The organism is Flavonifractor sp. An306 (assembly GCF_002159455.1).
Lineage (GTDB): Bacteria > Bacillota > Clostridia > Oscillospirales > Oscillospiraceae > Flavonifractor.
The window spans coordinates 1-23,734 of sequence record NZ_NFIQ01000045.1; the positions used below are offsets into that span (position 1 = coordinate 1).

The 23,734-nt window shown below is 49.5% G+C and carries 20 protein-coding genes and 1 pseudogene; 14 read left to right on the forward strand and 7 right to left on the reverse strand.

Annotated features, from left to right (window positions below):
- Positions 1-3,164 precede the first annotated feature (3,164 nt).
- A pseudogene (locus B5F88_RS11940) lies at positions 3,165-4,084 on the forward strand (IS5 family transposase); the annotation flags it as partial.
- A 53-nt stretch (positions 4,085-4,137) separates the two neighbouring features.
- Here B5F88_RS11940 and B5F88_RS11945 read toward each other — a convergent pair.
- The 3 genes from B5F88_RS11945 to B5F88_RS11955 all read right to left on the reverse strand — a co-directional run bounded on the left by B5F88_RS11945 (position 4,138) and on the right by B5F88_RS11955 (position 6,321).
- A complete protein-coding gene (locus B5F88_RS11945; protein ID WP_087346288.1) occupies positions 4,138-5,553 on the reverse strand; it encodes an IS66 family transposase in 1,416 nt (471 codons plus the stop codon).
- A 97-nt stretch (positions 5,554-5,650) separates the two neighbouring features.
- Complete coding sequence (gene tnpB, locus B5F88_RS11950; RefSeq protein WP_087346290.1) at positions 5,651-6,004, reverse strand: IS66 family insertion sequence element accessory protein TnpB; 354 nt, start codon at positions 6,002-6,004, stop codon at positions 5,651-5,653.
- The gene (locus B5F88_RS11955; protein ID WP_162612174.1) at positions 6,001-6,321 is read right to left on the reverse strand and encodes a transposase; all 321 of its coding nucleotides are present in this window, start codon (positions 6,319-6,321) and stop codon (positions 6,001-6,003) included. Before B5F88_RS11955 ends, tnpB begins: the two co-directional genes overlap by 4 nt.
- 236 nt (positions 6,322-6,557) lie before the next feature.
- Here B5F88_RS11955 and B5F88_RS11960 point away from each other — a divergent pair, with 236 nt between their 5' ends.
- The 13 genes from B5F88_RS11960 to B5F88_RS12020 all read left to right on the forward strand — a co-directional run bounded on the left by B5F88_RS11960 (position 6,558) and on the right by B5F88_RS12020 (position 18,800).
- Complete coding sequence (locus B5F88_RS11960; RefSeq protein WP_162612175.1) at positions 6,558-7,466, forward strand: LysR family transcriptional regulator; 909 nt, start codon at positions 6,558-6,560, stop codon at positions 7,464-7,466.
- Between the two features lie 190 nt (positions 7,467-7,656).
- Entirely contained in the window at positions 7,657-8,817 is a 1,161-nt protein-coding gene (locus tag B5F88_RS11965; protein ID WP_087346300.1) for a carbon-nitrogen hydrolase family protein, read from the forward strand.
- 148 nt (positions 8,818-8,965) lie between these two features.
- Positions 8,966-9,589, forward strand: a complete 624-nt coding sequence (locus B5F88_RS11970) for a hypothetical protein (RefSeq protein ID WP_087346304.1) — start codon at positions 8,966-8,968, stop codon at positions 9,587-9,589.
- Positions 9,590-9,647: 58 nt separating this feature from the next.
- On the forward strand, positions 9,648-10,163 hold the full coding sequence (locus B5F88_RS11975; RefSeq protein ID WP_087346307.1) for a cysteine hydrolase family protein: 516 nt from the start codon (positions 9,648-9,650) through the stop codon (positions 10,161-10,163).
- Between the two features lie 406 nt (positions 10,164-10,569).
- On the forward strand, positions 10,570-11,136 hold the full coding sequence (locus B5F88_RS11980) for a GntP family permease (protein ID WP_087346310.1): 567 nt from the start codon (positions 10,570-10,572) through the stop codon (positions 11,134-11,136).
- 47 nt (positions 11,137-11,183) lie between these two features.
- A complete protein-coding gene (locus B5F88_RS11985; RefSeq protein ID WP_162612176.1) occupies positions 11,184-11,732 on the forward strand; it encodes a hypothetical protein in 549 nt (182 codons plus the stop codon).
- 22 nt (positions 11,733-11,754) lie between these two features.
- Positions 11,755-12,708 (forward strand): MBL fold metallo-hydrolase, encoded by a 954-nt coding sequence (locus tag B5F88_RS11990; protein ID WP_087346315.1) that lies wholly within the window; start codon positions 11,755-11,757, stop codon positions 12,706-12,708.
- An 85-nt stretch (positions 12,709-12,793) separates the two neighbouring features.
- On the forward strand, positions 12,794-13,417 hold the full coding sequence (locus B5F88_RS11995) for a flavodoxin family protein (protein WP_087346318.1): 624 nt from the start codon (positions 12,794-12,796) through the stop codon (positions 13,415-13,417).
- 268 nt (positions 13,418-13,685) lie between these two features.
- Complete coding sequence (locus B5F88_RS12000) at positions 13,686-13,883, forward strand: hypothetical protein (RefSeq protein WP_087346321.1); 198 nt, start codon at positions 13,686-13,688, stop codon at positions 13,881-13,883.
- Between the two features lie 37 nt (positions 13,884-13,920).
- Positions 13,921-15,348, forward strand: a complete 1,428-nt coding sequence (locus B5F88_RS12005; protein ID WP_087346324.1) for an amidase — start codon at positions 13,921-13,923, stop codon at positions 15,346-15,348.
- 386 nt (positions 15,349-15,734) lie between these two features.
- Positions 15,735-16,964, forward strand: a complete 1,230-nt coding sequence (locus B5F88_RS12010; RefSeq protein ID WP_162612177.1) for an MFS transporter — start codon at positions 15,735-15,737, stop codon at positions 16,962-16,964.
- Between the two features lie 74 nt (positions 16,965-17,038).
- Entirely contained in the window at positions 17,039-17,425 is a 387-nt protein-coding gene (locus tag B5F88_RS12015) for a C-GCAxxG-C-C family protein (RefSeq protein WP_087346330.1), read from the forward strand.
- A gap of 37 nt (positions 17,426-17,462) precedes the next feature.
- Entirely contained in the window at positions 17,463-18,800 is a 1,338-nt protein-coding gene (locus B5F88_RS12020) for an amidohydrolase family protein (RefSeq protein WP_087346332.1), read from the forward strand.
- Positions 18,801-19,193: 393 nt separating this feature from the next.
- Here B5F88_RS12020 and B5F88_RS12025 read toward each other — a convergent pair whose 3' ends face one another.
- The 4 genes from B5F88_RS12025 to mobP3 all read right to left on the reverse strand — a co-directional run bounded on the left by B5F88_RS12025 (position 19,194) and on the right by mobP3 (position 23,708).
- The gene (locus B5F88_RS12025) at positions 19,194-19,484 is read right to left on the reverse strand and encodes a helix-turn-helix domain-containing protein (RefSeq protein ID WP_087346336.1); all 291 of its coding nucleotides are present in this window, start codon (positions 19,482-19,484) and stop codon (positions 19,194-19,196) included.
- Positions 19,481-21,223, reverse strand: a complete 1,743-nt coding sequence (locus tag B5F88_RS12030; RefSeq protein ID WP_087346339.1) for a type IV secretory system conjugative DNA transfer family protein — start codon at positions 21,221-21,223, stop codon at positions 19,481-19,483. The genes B5F88_RS12025 and B5F88_RS12030 overlap by 4 nt, the downstream gene beginning before the upstream one ends.
- A 135-nt stretch (positions 21,224-21,358) precedes the next feature.
- Entirely contained in the window at positions 21,359-22,270 is a 912-nt protein-coding gene (locus B5F88_RS12035; protein ID WP_087346343.1) for a DUF3991 and toprim domain-containing protein, read from the reverse strand.
- Between the two features lie 19 nt (positions 22,271-22,289).
- Positions 22,290-23,708 carry a MobP3 family relaxase gene (mobP3, locus tag B5F88_RS12040; protein WP_242959775.1) on the reverse strand — a complete coding sequence of 473 codons (1,419 nt, stop codon included), beginning with the start codon at positions 23,706-23,708 and terminating at the stop codon, positions 22,290-22,292.
- Positions 23,709-23,734 lie beyond the last annotated feature (26 nt).

Below are 23,734 nucleotides of genomic sequence, written 5' to 3' on the forward strand. Positions count from 1 at the left end.
CGCCTCCAGTGTAAAGGAACTATTCAAATTGTAAATGGCTGTTTTCAGTTGACCAAAATTGGCGTTTTTCGCCTGACCCGGAATGGCGATTATCGCCTGACGCTAACAACGTAATATTATGGACCTGTTGACCAAAATAAAATATGGGCTGAGAAATCATATTCTCAGCCCATACTTTATCCATATATGTCGCAAAAGAGATCCACCTTTAACCATTCTTTTGAGGTTTAATGCCATGTCAGACAGGAGGCATTTCTCAGTTACTGCGATAATGCCTCGTCTCCAGATTTTGAAAGGTTATGCACTCTTTTTATAGCAGCGAAATTGCCTTCAACCTAGACTTTCAGTTTTTTCATCATGGACAGATAGTCCATTGTATAGTCCCTTAAATGCCCTCCATAAAACGTAGGATAGCAATTGCTGGCCAAAATTCCTCTGTGCGCACCGGTTTTATCAAAACAAGTCTCACAGGAAGTATGTTTCTCGCAGACATCCCCCTGCTCCCGGTAACAATGAAGTACTTTCCCGTGGACTTAGTACAGCTCAAGCGGTGGTATACAAGAGACTGTCTCACTGGGCAAATATATTTATCCTGTTTTGAACCATATGAAAATCCATATTTACTTGGGGCTTTTAGGAAAGCGGTTGGTAGGTATATAACTAACGGGTAATACCCAATAATTCCAAACCTCTATGAACAGCACCATTAGCACACCCTTTGTTCAAAGCAACTTTTGCCATCGGTAAGCCCAAAAGCTTTTCTATCGCTCTAGATGCCGTAGAACCATGAAGCTCTCTTTCTTATTAGCTGGGAAAACATTCACTCGCGTAAAGATCCCATGTTTGCAATCTACGGTTGCTTCTAGGAGACATCCCACACTGCGCTTATTTCCATGGTGGATATAACCGCATTCAGGATCTACTGTGCAGGTTGTAACCTTTTTGTGACCATATGAATTCGTAATTTCTGGAACCCCGGTCGTGCCGTGAGTTCTTGATCCAGATCATCAAAAAAATCAGAATACTCTGCTCTGCTTCTGCTTTTATGTCACTCCGGCTATTTCTGGAAACTCAAGTGGGAATATAGCTGCCATCTGAGGCCATTTCTTTGTCGTTTATCAGTTAGTTTCTGTTTCATACAGCGCCGGGTTATTTCCAGAAAAAATTTCTGAAACAGACAGTTTTCATTCCACTTTCTAACGCTTGTTTTACTAAATTTAGAATGATCTTGTATCTTCTCTCCAAGCTAAAAACCGCAAACCAACGATAGGCAATGTTAAATTGGAATTTCTAAACAAAGCGGCGGTCTGATTTGATGACAGAAAGGTATCCACAAGCAACATTTTAAACATATTGGCAGGGTCAACAGATGGGCGGTCTTTAGCAGGGCAATATAGTGCTACAAGATCACAAATAACTCAAACGAGGCCATCTGATCGATTTTCCAAAGCAAGTGATCGTTTGGAGTCAATTCTGCCATATCCAGAATTACCATACTCATTTGACCACTCGGCGTCCCATCATGATCCACCCCTTCCTTTCTTCTATTATTCCACGGAAAAGAATTTTATGGATTTTGTCAACGCATAATATTATGAGCAGTTATAGATCAAGGCAACAGAATATATTTTACAGGATCTATCATTAATGCTATATTAAATTTGCATATATACAGATCATTTAAAGCCTTGCTCAAAGATTCACACTATACCTATTAACTAGAAATTTGGTGCAACCGGCAAGAGATTTCTTCATGGGAAGTTCTGATGAATTCTCGAAAGAACCTGTTTGCCGGAAATAAAAGATGTGCCGATCGGTATGTGAATTTTTTAGACAAGAAATAATTACAGAAAATGATTACACGGCTATACCATCTGCGTTTTTTGCTTGTGTTTTATGCCATTCTTACTCCCTTGCATATGCTATTAATTAGTTTAAGAAAAAAGATGTTGGGTCATTATTAAAATTGATCAGTTAGTCATTAAAGCACTTATTGACAACACTTCGTGTAAGGCTATGATGATGGCCAAATTGGGGCAAAGTATCTTTGTTGATATCGGTGACAAAAAGATACTAATAGACGCTGGAGCCGGGAATGCTAATGTGTTGTTGCATAATATGGATGTTTGTGGAATTTCAGTTACAGACATTGATTTACTGGTATTGAGTCATGGACATCTTGAGCACGCAGGCGGACTCCGTCCTTTTTTGAATGTCTCCACAACATTGGTTCCAATAAAACCCTTGAGGTCATTTGCCATCCTGCAGCCATAGATCCACAATATGTTAAGGACTATGGCAGTTTTGGATGCCCATATACAATAGACGAGTTAACTCGGTTAGGCGCTCGCTTTCATTTTATCAAAGAACCCTACGCCATTAATGAGAACACTTTTGGCAGTGGGCCTATTCCAATGACAACTCATTTCGAGTCAGTTGGTTACGCCTTTTATCACCCGTTGAACAGTTTGTATGCATCCTTTACAACTCCTGTGGAGGATGTATTGTTGGGATACGATCCCAACGGGAAAATCTTTTTTCAAGATACCGAAGTAATGGATGATATGTGTCTGATTCTGCGTACTGACCTTGGGCCGCTTGTCATTCTTGGATGTACCCACAGAGGGTTGGTCAACTCTTTGAAGCATGCTATGTCCCTCACAAAAAACAATTTCATATATGGTAATTGGTGGCACCCATCTCTCTGGAGAGTCTGAACAACGCCTGCAAAAAACTGTACAGGCACTAAATGAGATGAAAGTTCAGAAGATAGGCGTATCACATTGCACAGGTCTAATTGCGGCGACATATCTCTGCACACATTTGGGAGAAAGGCGGTTTTTCTTTAATAATGCTGGCTCCGTTATCCGATTTAGAAGCGGGGAGCTACAAACAGTTAAATTTTAGGAAAGAAAGATTTACATGCTATACTTTCCCTATAAACAGCAGTGAAATTGTCGCATTACAATAGATAGGCAAACCGTATTGCTGCATGGCCATTCAAGTTGATAGATGATATTTGAACCGTTTATATGGGGATCGGTCTCTCATAAAAATGTAAGGCAATGCTGTATAGAAAACGGCGTAAAACACCTAGAAAAATGTGGTAAAGTCGAATCTTGAATAGGTCGATGATTTTATATGGGCTAAGTGACTAGCAGCCAGAAGTACGGGCTAAGAAAAATTTAGGGCGTAGGTCGATTGCATCATACCTTAGGTGGAATGGCTCAAGATCGTGCAACCGTGTTACTATATAAGAGAACGCGGAAACAAGCCCTAGGATCTGGAGTTATGCTGCGTCTGTATGTGTTGAAAATTTGTATGGGCTATTCGATGAGGTAACTGTGGCAGGAGCGGCAGACAGCCGAACTTGTTCCGATTTTTGCAGAATAGAATAGAGCAATTAGGTACCCAATGGAAGTACACCGGGACGCTACCGTAATCTATTGATCCGCATCGGCTTACAAATAAAACTGTTTGCTTAGGTAGTGAATTTACCACAGGAGTGGAGACTACTGTTAAAGAAAGTAACCATTGTGGATTCTACATTTGTTTCAGCCGTTACATCCAGCAAGAAAAAGGAATAGAGACGAGATCTTTAGGCATATCAATAAAAAAGCGAATGCGTCTCACTTTGGTTATAAAGCACATATCGGCGTGAGCAAAGACAGCGGTTTGGTTCACTCCGTCAAGGGTACCAGCGCCAATATACACGATATCACCATAATTCCGGAGCTTTTGACTGATGAGGATACAGCTGTATACGGTGGCAGTGGGTATCGGGGTGCCGAGAAACGGGAAGATGCCGTCGTTACGAATCATCAAGGAAAACGAATTCGTTACAAGATCAACCGTGTACCTCCCAGGCCAAACATGCTTCCACAAGCTCTCAAGAGCAAATCAGGCGTCGTGAGCGAGAGAAGTCTTTTGTACTGGCAAAAGCGGAGCACGTTTTTTAAGTTGTAAAAATCAGCTTCGATGCCAAAGGACGCGATACCGGAGCCTTAGAAAACAGATTGTATAACCAAAAATATTGTTTACACTGGCGAATCTACTTCTGACTGGCAGGCCCTACCTGGTAGCTAAAATTAGTATGCCTTCTGCGAAAATTTTAAACTCAAACCGCTTTGCCAAAAGCTATATGCTGGATTCCGCACCCTTCACGCTGTCACAAAACAGCCAATTCTTTCGGCCCACAACAAATGGCCGGATCGCATTCTCTGCCAGATTGTTGGAAATGGGAATTTCAGGAGCATCCAAAAACGCCGTCAGCTGCTGAGCCTGATTCAGCGAATAACGGACTGCATCCTCCAGTTTGCTGCCTTTTTCGGGGTGTATCGTTTTTAGCCAGCAAAAATACTCCTCCAGAAGGGGCCGGACCACATTCTGGCGGTGTTCATTGCGTGTTTTTGGTAATAAATAGCTTGTTTTGCCATCTAAAGCAAACAGCTTCGTACAATACCGGTAACCTACAGCAGCTTTGCTCGTTTTCACAGTTGCTCCATCCGGCATTGCTTCCCGCCATTTTCTTCTGGCGTGGGCCCAACAGCCGCAGTGAGTCACATTTTTTACCTGGTTGTACCCGGCATAACCATCCGTCACCAGATAGCCGCAAAAGCCTTTGAGGAAGTTTGCCGGCCGTTTTCCACTCCGGTCCGGCTGGTACTCAAAGATCCGGATGGGCTTTATGCTGCCCTCCCAGCTGGCATATACCCACATCCGGGACTCAGAGGTAGCCGCTTTGCCATTCTCTTTCAAAACCTGCACAGTGGTTTCGTCAGCGTGGATCACAGCGTCTTCCAGCAAAGTCCGCTTCATATGCCGGTATAGAGGTTTCAGCCAGGTTTGGGTACACTGGATCACCCAGTTGGCCAATGTGGCGCGGCTCAACTCCACACCCTGTCTGGCCCAAATCTTCTCTTGCCGGGCCAGAGGAAGTCCGTCCACATACTTCTTGGTCATAATATCAGCCACGGTGGAAGGAGAGGCCAGAGAATGCTTCATCAGCGGCGGCGGCACCTGTGTAGTCAGAATATGGGCATAGCCGGTGTCCTTTTCACACCTGTCACAGGCATAGGTACAGCTGTAGTACTCCAGAATCTTTTCTTCCTGAGGGATAATGATCAGTTCCCGGCGAATCAGCTTTTTACCAATGAGCCGGAATGTACCACCACACTTGCTACAGGTCAACTTGGATTCCGGCAGCTGCAGCACGATCTTTTCTACAGGCAGGTTTTTCGCCAGTTCGTCAATCGTACGCTTTTTCTTCCGGGCGTGGCACTTTACCGTAAAGGTTTCCTCGGTAGGTTCTTCTGCTTTGGGGTCCTGCACCAGTTCCGCTTCATGAAACAGACACATCTGGTCTTCGCTCAGAACATAGGTCTTCTTCTCACTGGACTGTCCGAAACGGGCACGCTGGGCATTGAGCAGGATCTCATTCATATGATCCAGTTTCTTTTTCAGGGCAGCGATCTCGGCTTGCTGCTGCCGGATCGTTGTCTGGAGTTCTGCCACTTCGGCAGCAGTATATGTTTTTTTCTCCTCTGCCGTCATGACGATTCTCCTTCAAAAACAACTTTATCGCAGGTTTATTATACCATAACCCTGCGATAAAGTACATATATATGCCGTTTTCCTTTTGCTCCCTGACTCAAAATAAGTCTTTTGGTTTTCCTTTGCGGATCGCTGTCCGCTGCTCGATTTCCAGCCCCTCCATGAGCCAGCGGAAACTCTGGTGATCAATCAGCCGCAGTTCTGCTTCACTCCTTGGCCACTGAAACCGTCCATTTGACAGACGCTTGTATAGCAGAATATATCCATCTCCCGACCAGTAGAGCGCCTTGATCCGGTCTGTCCGGCGCCCGCAGAACAGAAACAGGCTTTCTTCATCCAGCCGATTGCCGTACTGCTGGCTGATTATAGATGCCAGTCCGTCTATCCCTCGGCGAAGATCCGTATATCCGCACGCCACATAGTAGTTTTGAACCTTGCTCAGGTCGATCATAGCGTTTGAATCGAGCGTAGCAAGGCGGCCACCGTATCCATATCCACTCCGGAAGGAAGCCGGAGTTCCGCACCACGATATCGGATATGAAGTACATCTTCCTCGGTTGGGGTCAGTTCTAACTTTATCAGATGGCTCTTTGACGCTTCTGCTGCCTGGTCCCGCAGTTTTCGCAGCCAATAGTAGAAACTCTTTTCTGAAATCCCATGCTGCCGGCAGAATTCACGGTTGCTCAGTCCGCTTGCCCTACATTCCTGGATCAGCGCTGACCAATTCTCCATCCGATACTCATTTCGCACTGCCAGTACATCTGCCATCATATCACCGCCTTGATCCTTTTCTTGAAAAACTCACCGTGCGCTTTTCAAGTTTTGGACTATTATCTCATTTCTGTCGGTCAGATGATAGGCGGCGGCTTATTAATCACTTACTTTGCTCCTCAATGTAGTACCTGAACAGTTGCAAGAAATTGTTTCACATGATATGATATAAAAATAGAACATTTTAATAAGATTAAATATAACTAATAGTAATGTTAAGGGGGCAGAGACCGATGGATCTGCGCAAGCTCACATATTTTGTAGAAGTCATAAAAGAACAGAGCTTTTCCCACGCTGCACAGAAGCTCTATGTTTCACAACCCATGCTCAGCAAGGCAATCAGCCAGCTGGAGAGCGAGTTTGGCGCACAGCTCATTAAGCGCAATAGCAAGAGCTTCCAGATTACAGAGGAGGGTAAACTCGTTTATCAAAAATGCATCAAAATCCTAAATGATTACGATGAGCTTGAACATATTCTGGATGATTCCAAGAACCTGCTGCGTGGGTCAGTTTCTATCAGTATCCCATTGGAAGTTGTGAGCCTGTATTTTATCCCATTGTTTATTGACATTCATAAGAAATATCCAGAAATCTCTATCGACCTACATGAGGAGGGTTCGCATGCTGTCGTAAACGCACTTGTTCGGGATATGATTGATATTGGCGTTGTCATGCTCCCAGTCCCCACACATGATATTGATGTCTACCAGATTATTGACGACCAGTGCGCCTTGATGGTCAGCGTGGATCACCCGCTGGCCTCCAGAGAACAAGTCGATATTTCTGAATTGGAGCATGAAAGTTTCCTCCTATTCAACCGCCGTTTTGTACTCAACGACATGGTACGTCAAGCCTGCTATTCTAGGCAATTCTCGCCCAATATTATGTTTCAAAGCTCGAATACCTCAATTGTTTTGGGAATGGTGGAAAAGAACCAGGGAATCACCATCATGCCTGGGCCGACGTTTCCTGACTCAAACCCATACTTGCGCAAAATCAAGATTAAACCGAAAATCCCCTGGAAGCTGGCGTTGATCATCAAAAAGGAGAAGTATCTTTCGCCTGCTGTTTTGCAGGTCGTTGAGGAGATTCTGGGCTACTTTGGTTCAAACGCCATTGACGAGATAAAAAATAATTTATAGTTATACTTCATGCGAATAAAATGTATTTTACAATATGATTGCTTGTGTGGTATCCTTCGTAACAGGAAGACCCCTGAAGGTCGGCCAAGTCCAGTCTCCTGGCAGCGTCTGAACGCAGGACGAGTTGCGGCTGACTAATCCTGATAACAGGTCAGACACTAAAATTGATTCAGAAAAGGAGCGCAGAAACATGAACGGAAACATCAAGAAGCAGACCAGCGTCAACAAGTTCCTGGGCGGCAGAGAGAAGGTTCGTGTCGCCGTGATCCAGGCCGCCAGTAATGTGTTCAACAAGGAGAAGCTGATCACAAAGGCCTGCCGCATGATCAAAGAGGCCGGCGCCAACGGTGCGGAGCTGGTTGCGTTCCCGGAGTGCTTCATCCCTGTCTTCCCCCAGATCTACAACCCCGGCTTTGACTGTGACGCCTCCATGCAGGAGCGGTGGGCCATCGGCCTGTCCGACAACTCCATTGTGGTGGGCAGCGAAGATACCATCCGCATCGGCGAGGCCTGCCGCGACGCCGGCGTCTACTGCGTGATGGGCGTCCATGAGATGGACGACCGTCCCGGCGTACATACCTTCTACAACACCAACCTGACCTTCGGGCCCTCCGGCGAGGTTCTTGCCCGGCACCGTAAGCTGAAGCCCACCTTCAATGAGCGCGTCTATTGGGGCGAGGGCGACGGCAGCGATATGGGCGTGGTTGACACCCCGATCGGCCGGATTGGCTCTCTGATCTGCTGGGAGCACCACACCATCGGCGTGCGTGCCGCACAGATGCTGCTGGGTGAGGAGTTCCATGTGGCCACCTGGTCTGGTACGTGGGAGTTCAAGCACGCCCCTGGCCATGGCTGCATTGCCCCCAACACCCACCCCATGGGCGACAACTGCGACGCTCATATGGCCGACATGGAGTATGCTTTTGAATCCGGCGCCTTCGTGCTGAGCGCTCATAACCTGCTCCGGGAAGAGGACTTCGAGCCTGAGTACAAGGACTTCTTCAATGACCCCCACATGGCCATGTGGCAGGTTGGCGGCGCCTGCATCCTGGACCCGCTGGGCAACTATCTTGCTGAGCCGGTGTATAATGAGGAGACCATCGTTTACGCCGACTGCTATGCCAACACCCTCAAGGTGAAGAAGTTCTTCTTTGACGGTCTGGGCCATTATTCCCGCCCCGATGTGGTGTCCCTGCACCTCAACACCAAGCACAATGAGAACTTGGTGCTGGACGCTCCCAGCTATAACTTCATCAAGGAGGCCTCCGAGCGATTCGAGGTGGAGCTGCAGAAGGTGGAGCAGCTGGCCGCCCAGTATGAGGAGTTGCTCGCCAAGGGTAAGATCAAGTAATTCTTTCCTATCTGTATCTCTGTGCTGAATTGTCGGCACCTAAAAAGAGTCTCCTCTGTGGGATGGCCACGGAGGAGACTCTGACTAAACACCTAAATATATGTATGTTCTTCCCCCCCATCGGGATAGTGAGAGGAGAGGAAATGTTATGGATCAGCTCCAGAATTCAGACAATAAGTCCGTCCTGCAGGTAGATATTCGTTCCGGCGCCCGTGCCGTGGATGAAATGATGAGCGATGTCTTTGTCTTCGTTCTGTTCTCCTGGTTGATTATCATATCTGCATTCGTGGACTTTGGCCCTGGGTCCACATTTACCTGGGGTGTGCTTAAACTGTCGCTCACTGGCATGTTTTTCATGGGCGCGCGCGAGCGTATGAAGGCCGATAAGCTGTGGGGCAATATCAATATGTGCTTCGTATTCCTGTTCGGCCTGTTCGGTGGCGTGACAGATATTCTGAATGCTCTCGGATTTACGATGAACGCAATGGTTTTGGCGATTCCCAATGTATATCTTGGCTGCCTGATGATAATCTGCATCGGCGCCCTCAGAAAGAATCCGTGGACCTTCTTTGCCCTTTGGATTTTTGCCGCATTTGGTGTGTTCGCCCTTGGCCTTGCTGGTCTCGGTGTCATGGCGGCAACGTTGACACTGATTGGGCAGGTTCTGCTAGGCCTGGTAGCGGCGCTCGGTACTTGGGCTCTGATCGTATTTATCCACGGGTATACTGGAACCGGCAAAAAGCTCACTCTGGGGAAGCCGCTTTTTAAGTAAAAACGGACATAGAAAACACCAGCGTCTTTTAGCTAATTTTGAAGGAGGCTGCTTTGTTATGAAGAAGGCATTGATCGTAATTGATGCTCAGAAGGAGTACTACGCCGGCGGGGGCTATCCTCTCTGGAACATGGATGCCACCATTGCTAACATCAAGAAGGCGATGGCGGCGGCTCGCGAAAAGAACGTACCCATCGTTTTGGTCCAACATGTGTTCCCCAAAGATTCCGGTATGCCCATTTTCCTCGATGGGACTCCCAATGATCAGATTGCAGAAGAAATTCTTGCAGAGGCCCCTGGCGCACGTGTGGTGCAGAAGGCGGACGCAGATTCCTTTTACAACACCAATTTGGAGAATATCCTCACTGAGCTCGGCGTGGAGGAGATCATCATCACCGGGATGATGACACACAATTGTGTTATCTTTACCAGTCTCTCCAAGAGTGCGGAGAAGTACCAAGTCAAAATTATTCCAGAATGCACAACGACGATCGATCCTATGGTACACAATTTTGCGCTGGCAGGCCTGTCCATCCGCGTGCCTTTTGTTTCAATCGACGAGGCTTTTTCTTAAATGGTTAGACTTTAATGACAGGCCCTGCACGATGACCGGCCATCCACGTCACAGATTGACGTGGATGGCCGCTTCTTATGTGTTGATTCAGTAAGTGTCCCACGCTCCGCCTTCCATGTCATAGGGCAATTGCCTTTTGAATGACATATCATGATGATTCTTGTAAGCCTTATGAATTGACACACAATTTCCCCTACACATTAAATAACTTTTAGTTATTTAATATATGATTACAATATATTTGTGATTATGTTTCCATCGTGCTATATTTAATTTGTACATGTACAAATTATCTTGCGAATCAGTATTCTGATCGCCTCATTCTGCATGTTTATCCTCCTCTTGAAGCGAGATAGGATGCGGCAAGGGCCTGATTCAGGGGAAATAACCTGGAAGGAATGTTTTTATGGTTTATGTTGCACTGGTGGTATCTCTTGCTCTCTTTGTCTCCTTGACATTCAAACGGCTTTCGCCTCTGCTTGTCGCCCCCATTGTCACCGCTGTCCTTGCCTTGGTGGCAGGTATCGACCCCACGCAGACGCTGCTGGAGGGGTATATGGGCTTGGCGGGTGATTATGTAAAGGATTTTTTCTTTATCTTCATGACCGGTGCAGTATTTGCCCATATCATGGGTAAAACTGGCGCAGCTGAAGCCATCGCCCGATGGATCGTCGGCCTGGTAGGTGAGCGGTGGGTAGTTCCGGCGGTTGTCCTATCCACAGCGGTGCTGACTTTTGGCGGTATCAGCCTTTTCATCATTTTCTTTGTCATGTATCCTATGGCCCTTAGCATGCATAAGGCCGGAAATATTACCAAGCTGCTTATCCCGCCTGAAATTGCTCTGGGCGCCTTTACGTTTACCATGACAACGCCCGGTTCTCCCCAGGTCATGAACATCATTCCGACAACTTATTTGGATACGCCCCCCACAGCCGCTCTGCTGCCTGGATGGATCGCAGGCTGCCTCATGTAGTTATTGCAGTCCTGCCGCCTATCGCAGTTATTTTGCTGCTCAACGTAGTGAAACTGAACATTGTATGGTCCATGACAGCAGGAATCCTGCTGTGCATGACGCTGATGTGGAAGCAGATCCCCATGAAAGACTGGATGAAGACCATCAACGAAGGCGCAGCCAGTTCCACCGGTGTCATGTTGAATACCGCCGCTATCGTGGGCTATGCTGGTGGAGTCATGCTGCTGCCTCAGTTCCCGGAAATTGTAGAGGCGGTAAAGAATCTGAGCATGAATCCCTATCTGTTCCCGGCGGTGTCCACCAGCATCCTGTCGGCAGTGAGTGCGTCTTCCTCCGGAGGTATCAGCGTTACATATGGCGCGCTGGCAGAAAACTTTATCAGCCTGGGGATTCCCCTGGAGGCAGTCCACCGAATTTCCGCCATGGCTTCCGGTACAGTTGATTCGCTTCCCCACTGCCCCGCCATCATTAACTTGCTGGATGTGACCAAAACGACCCACAAGCAGGTCTACGGTGACGTGGCTGTGCTTACCATCTTGATCCCATCTATTGCCGTCTATGCTGTCCTGGTCCCACTTTGCATGCTGATATACTAAAGCAAAAAAGAGGTGCTCACCTATGCTTCAATCTGATCGACTGACCATCCAGACCCTGATCGACAACACTTCCTGTAACCCCATGATGATGGCTGAGTGGGGGCTGAGCATTTTCATCGATACCGGGGATAAGAAAATTCTCTTTGACACCGGCGCCGGAAATCCGGATGTACTGCTGAATAATATGGCAGTACGAGGCCTTTCAGTTACGGACATCGACGTGCTGGTCCTGAGCCATGGGCACATGGATCACACAGGCGGGCTACGTCCATTTTTCCGGATGCTTCACAACCTTGCGCCAGAGCGGACTGTGGAGGTCTTTTGCCACCCGGCAGCTCTGGCTCCCCAGTTTGTCAAACACTATGGGAGTTTTGGTTGCCCCTATACTCCGGAGGAACTCAGCCGTTTGGGCGCCCGGTTTCATTTTATCACTGAGCCCTATATGCTCACTCCTGATGTGTTTATAAGTGGCAGAGTCCCCATGAGCAACAACTATGAATCGGTGGGAGCGGCATTTTATCGTCCTGAGAACAGCCCCTTTGTTCCCCATAGTTGCCCCGTGGAGCACGAGCAACTGGATTTTGACGCCTGCAATACCACATATCTTCAGGATACAGAAGTGATTGATGACATGTGTCTTTACCTGCGCACAGAGTTGGGCGCCGTAGTCATTCTTGGCTGCGCCCACAGGGGAATCATCAATTCCCTGGAGCACGCCGTAGCTGTGACCGGGTGTGACCACATCTACATGGTTATCGGTGGCACCCACCTCGCCGGTGTCTCCCAGGCGCGCATGGAGTATACAGTAGAAGCCATAAATCGCATGGGTGTGCAGAAGATTGGCGTATCCCACTGTACCGGGCAGCTCGCTGCGGCTCAACTTTACAGCCAACTGGGGGAGGATCGCTTCTTCTTCAACAATGCCGGCTCTGTCATCCGTTTCTCCGGCGGAGCTGCACAGATCAACAAATTTTAACAAGGGCAGTAGGCAGCAGGGAGGAAAATCTCCCCGCTGCACCGCAATAGGCCATAATAATTCGAAACCTTTAGGAGGAGTAAAAATGAGCAAAGTATTACTGATCAACGGCAGCCCCAACGAATACGGGAACACATGGACCGCGCTGAAAGAAGCAGCAGACTCCCTGGAGCAGCACGGGGCGGAGACCGAAATGCTCTACTTGGGGAAGCAACCTATGGCCGGCTGTATCGCCTGTTACAAGTGCGTCAAGAGCGGAACATGCGTCTTTGACGACCAGGTAAACCAGGTCATTGAAAGGCTGGAGCAGTATGATGGGCTTATCATTGGCTCTCCTGTCTATTTTGCAGGGCCAAGTGGCCGGCTGTGCGCATTTCTGGACCGGCTGTTCTGGGCCGGAGGGAAGCGCATGGCGGGCAAGCTCGCCGCCGCTGTGGTGTGCTGCCGGCGGGGCGGCGCCAGCGCCGCTTTGGACCGTCTGAACCGCTACTTCACATACAGCAACATGTGCGTTGTGGGATCCTCTTACTGGAATCTGGTCCATGGCTTGAAGGCCGGCGAGGTCAAAGAGGATACCGAGGGGATGCAGACCATGCAAAACCTGGGTAAGAATATGGCTTGGCTCCTCCGCAATATGGAAGCCGGAAAGGATTCCGGTGTCCAGCGCCCAGACTATGAACGGAAAGTATACACCAATTTCGTTAGATGATAAAAAATAAAACGTTAGGAATTTGGCCGCTTCTGCATTCGTATGCCGTGAGCGGCCAAATTTCTTATCTATAACCTAGAGTGATTTATTTAAAGAATAAAATGTATTTTACATCATATTGCAATTAGTTTACATTTATAGATGAAGATATCTTCGGCACATGATCTTACATGCATGTTCAACCTTAATATCCAACAAATCACGGCTCAAATCTTACTAGTGGTGCTTTCTTTATTCCAATTAAAATTGATTTTGGGGAGGACTGGATATGATCAAATTCTTACTTAGCAAGGATGAATTTGATGCCTTGGCCAAACAAATTTGTCTGCCTATTGTAAAAACTACCTATGAGGATACTCGTGCTTCAGTAGAGGCATGGCGAAACAATGCCGCCATTTTTAATGATAGGTTTATGAACCGTGATAAATGCAGAGACAGCTTCCTTTGCGTTGCCGTCAAGAGATGAATTTCCACACTTTAAAAACAAAACGGAGAGGTAGAACATGAACGCAACGAACCTGATTGATTTGACCATGGCCGAAGCGTCAGAATTGATCCATAAAAAAGAGATTTCTCCAGTAGAATTAACAGACACCTATCTTGCGCGCATCCAGGTCAGTGAAGAAATTGAACACCGGTGCAACTGGATCGACGTGTTTTATGAGGAAGCACGCGCTGTTGCCAAGGCACTTGAAGAGATGCAGATGGCAAATCATTTCTTAGGCCCTCTTCATGGGATCCCAATGGGGTTCAAAGACAACATTGCCATTGCGGGGAAGGTATCTTCCGCTGGTTCGAAAGTGCTCAACAATTTTGTGCCGGAGGCAGATGCCCCGGTGCTCCAACGGATGAAGTCGGCTGGGGCTGTGGTATTGGGCCACACCAATATGCACGAGTTGGCCTGGGGCGGCACAACAGATAACCCACATTACGGTCCCAGCTTAAACCCCTGGGATCTGACCCGTTTCTGCGGCGGTTCTAGCGGTGGTTCTGCTGCTGCGGTGGCCAATGCAACCGCTCTCGCTGCGCTTGGAACCGATACCGGCGGCTCTGTCCGCATCCCATCTTCCGCTTGCGGCACAGTAGGTATGCGTCCTACCATAGGGCGTGTGCCGATTGCCGGAATCACCCCTCTGGCACTGACCTTTGATACTTGCGGTCCTATGACAAGAAATGTCAGAGACAATGCCATATTGTTAAACGTCATGGCCGGGTGGGATTCCCACGACCCCAGTTCCTCCATGGAACCCGTCCCTGACTATACTTCTGAGATCGGTTTGCCGTTAAAAGGTATGCGTATCGGTGTAATACCAAATTGTATGTTTGAATCAGATCAGCCTGACGTTGAGAAAAGTGTGCGGGAGTCACTGAAGATTTTTGAGTCTCTTGGCTGCACGGTTAAAGAATTCAGTTTTGACTTTTGTAATACTGGTACGTGGGCTACGATTTGGAATATTATTACTTCCAGCGAAGCAAGTGCATGGCATCAGAAATTTCTCCGGGAAAAGCCGGAGGACTATGGAGATGATGTACGGATCCTCTTAGAGGCTGGTGAGTTCCATATTGCCACAAATTATGTCAACGCGCAAAAATATCGCCGCTATTTGATGGATCAATTCGATAGTGCGTTCCGAGAGGTTGATTTCTTCATCAGTCCCACCTTGCCATTCACGGCTCTTCCGCTGGGCAACTATAAGATGGTAATCAACGGAGAGCCAAAGGATTTCGTTGATCTCGTAAACAATTATGTCTGCATCGCACCGCTAACCGGTCAGCCCTGCATCAGCATCCCCTGTGGTCTGGACGAGTTGGGTCTGCCTGTCGGTATGCAGCTTTTGGGCCGTCCTTTTGGCGAAGCCACACTGTATAGGGCTGCCGCAGCCTTTGAAGATGTCTATCACATTTTTGATAAACTTCCAGGCCTTTTGTAACATCCACAGCGATTACTCTTTTCCCTTTTCATAGTATCCGCTAATTTGATCCACATGATACGGGCTCAAGTAATTATTTACTATTTTAAGGTCATTTTTATGCTATGGCTTTGTTTAAAAATAACAACACACTCACTTGACAAATTTATAAGCGTCCGGACAGCATTATTCTGCAAAAGTTACATGCCCACAGTTCAGGAGCTTTTGCCATCAGGCATAGGTCAACATTCAAACAAGTCCTAATTTAATTATAGAATTTTTCACGAAATTGGAGGTGCACACTAAAGCCAGATGTAATAGGAAAGGCGGCCGTTTGTCAGCACCAATTTGTTCCTTTCTATGTTACCAGTTCAACGGCCGGCATGGTGATAAATATGACGTCTAGTATGAAAGTCAACTCTAGCTATCGCTGGGTTATTCTCATAATCAATTTTATTATTTGTGCAATGGCATATGCAGGTCTTACAATGTGGAGTATGGCCTCTGAAGATCTTGCCGTAACATTTGAAATCAGCGCCGTCCAAGCCAGTATTGGCTCCGGGATCTTGATGGCGGGTTATGCCGTAGGAAGTTACGTAGAGGCGACGCTGACAAACAAGATTGGATATCGTGGCGCAGGCCTGCTGGGCCTGGTATTGATGGTTATTGGTACGATAGGTATCCCCCTTGCCGGAAATTACAATTTAATTCTATTTCTGCGATTTCTCCAAGGCTGGGGCATCCTGTGGCTGGTAGGTGTAAATAGTTCTGTAGCATGGTTCCCTGCGAAGCAGCGTGGCCTGGCCTCTGGCGTCATCGGTGGAGGTTTGACTCTTGGCATTGGCTGCGGTGGTTGGGTTGCCACCGGACTAACAAATCTTGCAGGAACATGGCAAGGAGCTTTTAGCATCTGGGGTATTGTCATTGCCATCGTCAGTGTAATCTGGGCAATTTTGATGAAAGAGCCTCCCAAGGATCTGTATCCAGCGGATATTGAAGTGAAAGAAGAGGCCCCTGTACATAAAAGAATCAACCCCTTTGCCACCATTGCCTGTTGGCTGTGCATTCTGATTCTATTTTTTAACTGCTGGCAGCTTATTGGCTTCAATTCTATACTGGCCAATTGTTTGAAAGATTTTGGTTATTCAGCTGAACAGGCGTCTACAGCTGTTCTGCTTGCCGGCCTTATTGGTGTCATCTCGACTCCTGTTGGAGGCACAATTTCGGACGGTCTAGTAAAAAAGGGATGGATTCCTTTAAAGGCCCGTGTCTTCACGACTGCCGTTCCCGGATTTCTGGTCGCAACCGTCACAACCATTCTCTTCCCCGTTCTTGCCAAGAGCTCTTTTGGCGTGGCTTGCCTGATGTCTATCCTCTGTGGCTGGGGTGTCCCTGTTACGAATGCAACCTCCGGGGTGCTTCCGATGGACTTGTTGCAGGACGAAGACGCAGCTGGACGCATGTTTGGCGCAAACATTCTGATCGGCTGTGGCGGTGGCGGTATCTTGGCCCCCGTTATTTCCACTGCGGTTGCAGAAAGCTGGGGATGGAAGGCCTGCTTTATAGTTTTAGCTGCTGGCGCATTGATCGGAGTTGTTATAAGCCTTTTGCTTCCGAAATTTAAGGTGCGGAAGTAGGAGTTGCCTCCGGGGTTTACTATTTCAGAATTGTGACAGAACGAGATACCAGAAAGGAGATCGTGATTTAAACCATGACTAGGGTTGAAAAAGTAAAAGCTAATTGGAGCAATGGAAAGCCATATAACTGTGCACAATCAGTAATTGTTGCTTTCTCAGAGGAGTGCAATCTCAGTGAGGAACTCGCTGCGCGCATCGGGACCAATTTAGGCTGGGGTATGCATATGGGTTCTACTTGTGGAGCCATTAACGGAGCGCTGATAGCTTTAGGTGGAATGGGATATGGCAAGGATGAGACTCTGCATTTGCTGCAGACGATACGTGAGAAACATGGCTGTACCGATTGCGCAGGTTTGATCCGCCAGGCCCGTGAACAGGGGACAACCCGTCAACGACACTGCGCCAAAATGATTTTTGAATGTGTCTCTTTGGTAGAGGATATAATTAGAGAAAAAATTTAAGTATGAAATCTTGTATTGTTTTGGAAGGTGGTAAAAAATGAAACAGGAAATCTATAAGTATTACAAATCTGTGCTTGATGAGACACATTTGGCCGATGCGCATGCACATCTGGCGCCAGAAGCAGAGTGGCACAGTGGTCACAGTGACATTACCGACATTTTCCTATACTGCCTACCTGACTTGATCAGCGCCGGGATGTCCAGGGATGATTTACATCTGCCGACTGAAGGGGTTCCTGCTTTCCATGCATCCTTTGGAGAACCCTACCGTCCTGATACCCGCTCCAATCTAGAAAAATGGCAGGTTATGAAGCCATACTGGCCTTTTGTTCGTAAAATGGGGTCTGGCGTCCATGCCAGACGGGTAATGAAGCTGTTCTTCGGCGCAGAGGATCTTACCGATGAAACAGTAGAAATTTTTGAAAAGAAACTGCCTGACTGGAAGAAAACATCTTACAAGGAGCTGTTTTCTGCATACAAGATTGATCGAGTGATGAACGTTTCCCTGGGAGGATCACGTTCCAATCCACCCACTGACATTCTGGAACAACAACTTTATACCGACCAGTTTACTCAACCGGTCTCTCGGGATACACCATACCTGCTAGAGAAATTAACTGGGATTCCCATTTATTCTCTGGATACATATATGGAGGCATTGGATCAGTTCCTGGAAAGCGAAGTGAGAGAAGGTGGTATGAAAGGGTTTAAGTTACATCTGACCTCTTTCAACAGAGAGTTAAAGTTTGATCTAGTGGACAAGTTCGACGCAGAGAAAGCACTGGATAAGATTTTTACCAGCATTCCTCGAGGTTCTCTTGGTTCGGCCTTTGGACATAGTTATAATGAGATGCGTCCACTTCATGACTATCTGCAGAACCATCTGCTGGGCAAGGCTGTCGAATTGAATGTCCCCGTACAGATTCACACCGGAACCTTTGGATCCTCCATGGGTTTTAATCTTCCAAACAGCAATCCTACTCTGCTTACTGACACTATCCTCCGCTATCCTCGAGTAAAGTTTGACTTGCTACACTGCGGCTGGCCCTATGCCAGGGAATTGGGTGAGATGGCGCGCAGCATGGACAACGTGTGGATTAATACTACTTGGTTACAGATCCTTTCACCTGTTGCCTATAAGCAATTCATGAAGGAATGGTTGTTGCAAATTCCTATAAATAAAATCTTCGGTTTCGGGAGCGATGAACTTAATCCCCTGAGTACATGTGCTTGTGCCGATGTCTATCGGGAACTTTGTGCACAGGTCTTCGCCGAGTTGGTTGAGGACAACCTGCTTTCAGAAAAGGAGGCCCTGTTCATGATTCAGCGGATTTCTAAGGATAATGTGTATGACCACTGGAATTTGAAGAACTAATTATGCTAAATTATTTTTTGAAAGAAATCCATATGCCAAACAGTCCAGGATACTTCCGCTGTACACTCGCTCACAGACCAATTCAATGGAGATCGCAGAATTGTCCGTTGAAATAATGTCCTCATAGAATGAGTCGGAGCTTTCCTATTACTGAGCTAGCACTTAATTTCACGAAAAAAGAAAGGCCGCTGGCAGTTTGATTGTTTTAATCAAAGCAACCAACGACCACCCCAAATTAGGTGGAACATCTGAACACGCTGGATTGCAACACTCAATTTACTTTCAAATCTAACATTCCTTATTAATCTTGTTTGTACCTCTTATATACAGATGCTTTCAAGTTTTTAAACAAGGTCTAAGCCCAATATATCTACCACTATCTCAATTTCTTGTTCATATACAATCTATACTGATGAGTTCCCTTTTCTTGTGTAATCGATATTGGTTAGAGGTACACCCACCATTCTCTCGAAGGCGGGAGTACTTCTCCACCCGGCCCTGGCTGACAAGTTCCGCCAGGGCTCGTTTTATAGTCGAGCGAGAAAGGCTGAGTTCTCTGGCCATGGTGCCTATGGCATACCAGCTCTCACCGCTCTTGCCGGCCCGGTCATGAAGGTACACCAACAGCAGCTTGGCTTTGGCACTCAGATCCGGGTCACCGTAGATCTCATCGAAATAGCTCATATTACAGAGTCCTCCGTCTTCGGTATACGGTAGTCAATCGTCCCTGCCAGAAGGGGAAGCGCCGAGTAGATGGCACTGGTCAGCTCCGCTTTGCTGGCGTAGTGCACTTTCCGGGCAGCCTTCTCCGGTACCTGATATGGCTTTTCAAAGGTGATGCCCCACTCCAGGAAGAGTCGCAGCCGGGTGCGCATAGGGTAGGTGCCGGTTTTCATGACGATGAAGTTCCCCTTGGGAAGTGCTTTGAGCTCGTCCGGCGTCATGAGAGGGCGCTGGATCATCTGCAGCGACTGCCCGGACTCGCTCTTGCCTCTGGAGATGGTTCCGCTCATGACGGTACGGTTACCCAGGGCCTCAGACAGCGCCTCGGCGGTTTTGCTGTTGGGGGCAAAGCCGCCAAAGATGGTGTCCTGCACGTTGTCCTGGATGATCTCCGCTCCCTCCTTCCCGTAGTTCTTCTCCAGCTGGGCCAGGGACTGAATGATTGGTACCAGGGTGAGCCGGCGTGAGCGGCCGGCGGAGAAGAGCGGCAGGATGTCAAAAGCGGGCATGGTGCCCAGCTCGTCACAGAAAAACACCACCCGGTTCTGCAGCTTTCCGTCGTGCTCGTCCGCCACGGAGAACAGCTCCCGGCTCAACGTCTGGATCATTAGCCCGGCCATGAAGTTCTTGGTGTTATCCTCCTCGGGCAGGATCAGAAAGATGGCGGATTTTTGGGAGGCGAAGCTCTCCGCGTCCATGGCGCTGTCAAAGCACAGCACCTGTTCCAGCTCGCTGTCCAGGAAGGTGTTGAGCCGGGCCAGAACAGTGGACATGACGGAGGCCATGGACTGTTCCGCGGCGTTGAGGGCGGAGCCGGAGAACCATTTGGCCTTGTGCTCCTCCGGCAGGTGGTCCATGAGGAATTGAAATTCGTTTCTCCCCGGTGCCATGCTGGGAGCCAGCAGTTCCTGCACCAGCTTGAACACAGATACGATGTGCCTCCGCTCCCGGAGTGCTCCGTCGATCTCCTTGGGCGGCAGATATTCGGCCAGCAGCAGGATGACCGCGGTGAGCACACCCTCGGCGGCATCGTAGAAATACTGGTTCTGGGCAAAGCTCTCTCCCTCGGGATTGATGATGGTCTTGGATAAAATCTTGGCGTACTTCTCCGATCTGGCCCTGGCCGCCAGATTGTCCGGCTCTTGCCGGCACACATCCATGTAGTGGTTGATGAGGGTGAGCAGGTTGTAGCCGTCCGAGCGGGTGGGGTTGCGCAGATCCACCACCGCCACCTGGTAGCCGTAGTATTTGGTGGCAATGGCGCCGTAGTTTCTGGCCAGATCTCCCTTGGTATCCAGGGCCAGAAAGCTCATGCCGCTGGCACAGGCATATTCCATGTTTGGGTACAGAAAGTAAGCCGTCTTGCCCACACCGGAGGCGCCGATCATCAGGCAGTGGATGTCATCACAATCCACCAGAGCGGCCAGCCTGTCCTTTTTCCCAACACAGCCCAGCACCAGGCCCTGGATCTCTGGGAGCTGCTCTCCCTTTCTCCACAGGGCCGGTCGGAAGGGTACCCGCCGGTAGCTCTTGCGGATCTCCTTCTCCGTGGCCCAGCGGGCGGTTCCGTACTGGCCGTCGCCCACCGTCTTATTCTTAATGCTGTTCAGGCTGCCCCGGTTGGAGAAGGCGGCAATCGCAACTAGAGCTCCGAATACTAGGGCCAGCAGTCCAATCAGCATCCAGTTTTCATCTATCATGGTCTCATCTCCTTTTTTGTTCTCTGTATTTAAGCATTCTTCCAGTGTGACCTTCTGGGCGGTCCACAGTGAACCACCCCCCGGTCCAGAAAAAGGGTATACTTCTCCCTTGGCGGCGGCTGTCATAGTTCCGGCTCATAAGCTCTGAACCGCAGTCATGGCCGGGGATGCTGTAAGCGCACCAGACACCAGGTCTTCGTTCCAGTCTTTATATACGGGACGGAGGATACCACAGCAGTATCCTCCTTCCTGCAATTCTATCTGGAGCCGCTTTGCGGCGGACTGTCCCGGCCCGTCGTTATCCAGGCAGAGCACCACGTCCCGCAGGTGCTGATTCTGCTCCAGCATCCAGTGCATGGCCTGCCCTCCGGTGCCGCACAGGGCCACATAGCTGTGGGCCTGCCAGTCATCCGGGTACAGGGTCAGAAACGACAGCATGTCGATCGGCGCCTCAAACACATAGAGCAGGTTGTCTCTCCCCGTATGGTGGAAGCTGTACTGGGGGCAGCTGCCCTCCACATTGACCTTGAAGGACTTGCCCCGGCTGTTGGTGCTCCGCTTGTGGGCGTGGCGGGGGACGCCACCCTCGTCCGTGCCCACAAAGACGCAGTTGTGGTACTGGGCGTCCTCATAGAGCAGCCCCTTCCGGGCAAAGTGAGTGATGATGGCGCCGTCGATCTGCCGCTGCTTCATGAGGTAGGCGTATACCCGGCGCATATTCTGGTGGGGAGGGGGCAGCGCAAAGGGCTTGGGCGGCTCCGTTTCCCGTCTGCCGGCAACGGGATAGGTGCCCTTCAGCAGGAACTCCATGGCCTCCTGGTAGGACATACCGTAGTAGTGCTGGACGAAGCTGACCGGATGCCCACCCTGGCGGCTGTCGTGGTCATACCACTCGCTGCCCCGGACGGTAATGCTGTGGTCGTTCTCCAGACGATACTCCCGCCCGGAGCGGAGCAGCTTTTCTCCGCGCTGCCGCAGCAGCTCCACCAGATCCACGGTGTTGGCTCGCTCCTTCTGTTCGTCGGTAAAAGGAATGTAGGTTCCCATAGAGAATCACCTCGGTAGATTACTTCATCTGTATGTTTTCGTGGTCGTCTGCCTTGTGGCCCAGAGCCATACGCTTTTCCTGGAGCATCCGGCGGCGTTTCCTGTCTATGTGCAGACCGTGCTGTACAGCATCGTCCGCGGACTGCTCCCGGAAGATACGCCCCATGTTGTGAAACAGGTTGAGCACACATCCGGCCACCTGGAGCCGCGTCAGGAGCTGCCGCTCTGACGTATGCGGGGTGGAAGCAGACGCACTCTGCTCTCTTTGCTGCTCCGTCTGGTTGGGTGCCTGGGATGGCAAGTTGCTCTGCTGTGACACATTACGTTGAGGAGGTTCATCCCAGCCTAACTGGAGTACCTCCCGGATGACCATATTGCGCACGGATTTGAACTCTTTCTGCCGGGACAGCGGTACCCGCTGGGGCAGATGCTCCGTGTAGGTGCGGCACACCTCCTCCCGCATCTGGTTCCACAGGTCATAGGCGGCGGTAACCCGTTCATCCTTTGCCAGCTCGTCCACGATGGCATCCACCACCGCCTTGGTCTTAGGCGGCAGATAGCCATACACCTTTTTGCCGCTGGTGTGCTGGAGCCGGTCGGCCAGCTCCGTGACCAACCGCTCCAGAACCTTGTTTTCACAGTGACCGTGTTTCAAGGCCGCGGTCAGTTCTGCCATGGCCTGCTCCGCATCCCGGCCAAGGGTATTCCGGTACTCCGTCTTCTGCTCGTAGACGTGGAGCAGGTCCTGCTCAAAAATGCGCCGGCCGAAAGCTGACTTGACCTGTTCGATGCCCTGCTTGGTCAGGTAGCCCTCTTTGGGATTAGTGGAGAAGAGCACCAGATGGATGTGGGCGCTGTGCTCCTTCCGGTGGAAGGCTGCGTACCAGCGCAGGTGATCCAGCGGGATCTTATAGCCCCTGGCGATCTCCGGGAGACAGGCGCACACCAGGGCGCGCCAGCTCTCAGCCGTATCGTAGCCCAGCCGCTCCGCGTCCTCCCGGCGGATCGCCACCACCGGCGTCCACACATTGCCGGTGTGTCCCGCCACCTCCTGGACCGCCCGGGAGAGATTGCATACCTTGCCGTCACCATTCCACAGTCCGTGTTCACCCTCTGTCTGCACACCAGGGCGGTGAGCCACGTAGTCCAGGTAGTTTTCCACCCGGCTCATGGGCTCCACAAAGTCCTCACAGGCTTGCTGGATGAAGTGATCTGCATGGCCTCTGGTCGGCTCCTTCCGATACTCTTCATACTCCAGCAGCTTCTCCGCACCGGGGAAGTCCCGGAGGATGCGCTGGATATAGGCTTCCTGCTTTTTGGTCGCCGGGAGATCTCTCTGCTCATCGGGCAGCACCTCTACGCCTGGACGGGCTGCGATGTAACGGACACGGTTGGACAGCTTGGCTGCATTTTGTCCGCCCTTCAGGTAGGGGGACATGAAACGGACGCGGCTCATTCGTCAGA

Bases quoted from the DNA above. Each gene is read 5' to 3' on its own strand.
- B5F88_RS11945 (WP_087346288.1), bottom strand. From the start codon at position 5,553: ATGACGGCAGAGGAGAAAAAAACATATACTGCTGCCGAAGTGGCAGAA.
- tnpB (WP_087346290.1), bottom strand. From the start codon at position 6,004: ATGATCGACCTGAGCAAGGTTCAAAACTACTATGTGGCGTGCGGATAT.
- B5F88_RS11955 (WP_162612174.1), bottom strand. From the start codon at position 6,321: ATGGCAGATGTACTGGCAGTGCGAAATGAGTATCGGATGGAGAATTGG.
- B5F88_RS11960 (WP_162612175.1), top strand. From the start codon at position 6,558: ATGGATCTGCGCAAGCTCACATATTTTGTAGAAGTCATAAAAGAACAG.
- B5F88_RS11965 (WP_087346300.1), top strand. From the start codon at position 7,657: ATGAACGGAAACATCAAGAAGCAGACCAGCGTCAACAAGTTCCTGGGC.
- B5F88_RS11970 (WP_087346304.1), top strand. From the start codon at position 8,966: ATGGATCAGCTCCAGAATTCAGACAATAAGTCCGTCCTGCAGGTAGAT.
- B5F88_RS11975 (WP_087346307.1), top strand. From the start codon at position 9,648: ATGAAGAAGGCATTGATCGTAATTGATGCTCAGAAGGAGTACTACGCC.
- B5F88_RS11980 (WP_087346310.1), top strand. From the start codon at position 10,570: ATGGTTTATGTTGCACTGGTGGTATCTCTTGCTCTCTTTGTCTCCTTG.
- B5F88_RS11990 (WP_087346315.1), top strand. From the start codon at position 11,755: ATGCTTCAATCTGATCGACTGACCATCCAGACCCTGATCGACAACACT.
- B5F88_RS11995 (WP_087346318.1), top strand. From the start codon at position 12,794: ATGAGCAAAGTATTACTGATCAACGGCAGCCCCAACGAATACGGGAAC.
- B5F88_RS12000 (WP_087346321.1), top strand. From the start codon at position 13,686: ATGATCAAATTCTTACTTAGCAAGGATGAATTTGATGCCTTGGCCAAA.
- B5F88_RS12005 (WP_087346324.1), top strand. From the start codon at position 13,921: ATGAACGCAACGAACCTGATTGATTTGACCATGGCCGAAGCGTCAGAA.
- B5F88_RS12010 (WP_162612177.1), top strand. From the start codon at position 15,735: ATGAAAGTCAACTCTAGCTATCGCTGGGTTATTCTCATAATCAATTTT.
- B5F88_RS12015 (WP_087346330.1), top strand. From the start codon at position 17,039: ATGACTAGGGTTGAAAAAGTAAAAGCTAATTGGAGCAATGGAAAGCCA.
- B5F88_RS12020 (WP_087346332.1), top strand. From the start codon at position 17,463: ATGAAACAGGAAATCTATAAGTATTACAAATCTGTGCTTGATGAGACA.
- B5F88_RS12025 (WP_087346336.1), bottom strand. From the start codon at position 19,484: ATGAGCTATTTCGATGAGATCTACGGTGACCCGGATCTGAGTGCCAAA.
- B5F88_RS12030 (WP_087346339.1), bottom strand. From the start codon at position 21,223: ATGATAGATGAAAACTGGATGCTGATTGGACTGCTGGCCCTAGTATTC.
- B5F88_RS12035 (WP_087346343.1), bottom strand. From the start codon at position 22,270: ATGGGAACCTACATTCCTTTTACCGACGAACAGAAGGAGCGAGCCAAC.
- mobP3 (WP_242959775.1), bottom strand. From the start codon at position 23,708: ATGTCCCCCTACCTGAAGGGCGGACAAAATGCAGCCAAGCTGTCCAAC.